This is a genomic window from Pseudoalteromonas sp. S3260 (genome assembly GCF_005886925.1).
GTDB classification, from domain to species: Bacteria; Pseudomonadota; Gammaproteobacteria; order Enterobacterales; family Alteromonadaceae; genus Pseudoalteromonas; species Pseudoalteromonas tetraodonis.
In genome coordinates this window covers 1-303 of record NZ_PNCV01000380.1, presented here as the reverse complement: position 1 = coordinate 303, position 303 = coordinate 1, and the positions used below count along the sequence as shown (strand labels likewise).

Annotated in this window: 1 protein-coding gene; it reads right to left on the bottom strand. The window is 45.2% G+C overall.

The window, feature by feature from the left end; all coding sequences use genetic code 11:
- Positions 1–252, bottom strand: a 252-nt coding sequence (locus tag CWC14_RS18880; RefSeq protein WP_138564407.1) for a response regulator, incomplete at its 3' end; no start/stop codon positions are given.
- Positions 253–303 lie beyond the last annotated feature (51 nt).

Below are 303 nucleotides of genomic sequence, written 5' to 3'. Positions count from 1 at the left end.
AGATACAAACATGACCACAATATCTTCGGTTTCTGGGTTCGCTTTAAGTTGGCGACAAACATCATAGCCGTTCATATCTGGCATGCTGACATCAAGCAAAATAATATCCGGCTTAAACTCCCCCACCACCGCGAGGCAGGCTGGCCCACTGTCGACCATTTTCAGCTCAAACCCGTGATCATCGAGAATTTCCTCAATGATTTCTAGATTATATTCTTCGTCATCTACTGCTAATACCCGTTGCACTGTCATCGTATTGACCTTCCCTTATTCAAGCTTGTTATTCTACCGGCTTATGCGGCG